The 358-nt window shown below is 60.1% G+C and carries 1 protein-coding gene; it reads right to left on the bottom strand.

Annotated features, from left to right (window positions below; all coding sequences use genetic code 11):
* The coding region (locus AC0L3B_RS38700; protein ID WP_473382931.1) for a hypothetical protein at positions 1-358 on the bottom strand (358 nt) is incomplete at both ends.

A 358-nucleotide genomic window follows, 5' to 3' on the forward strand; every position in this document is an offset into this window, starting at 1 on the left:
GCTGGTGTAGGCGGGCAGCAGGCGCCTGGTGCTCCGGATCAGCTCCAACCCCTCGATGGACAGCTTACGCAATTGGCTGAAGCGAGTGTCGATGTAGTCCAGGTGCTGGATGATGCTCGGGGTGAGGTCCGTTATCTTCTGGGCTGTTTCAACCTGTCGCTCCTGGGGCGAAGCGGCCTCTTGCTCGATATGCCTCAGAAACTCCTTGTACACGGGGCTGAATTCGGCCTGGGCTTCTCGAAGACTGGCCGCCTCGAGGTCCAGTTGGGCTTTGACGTAGCCGATGGCCCTTGGCGCATAGTCAGGAGTCGGCGCATGGATGTGCAGTTCCTTGAGACGCTGCAGCGCGGTTTCATAG

The organism is Bradyrhizobium sp. Kon56, assembly GCF_055807635.1.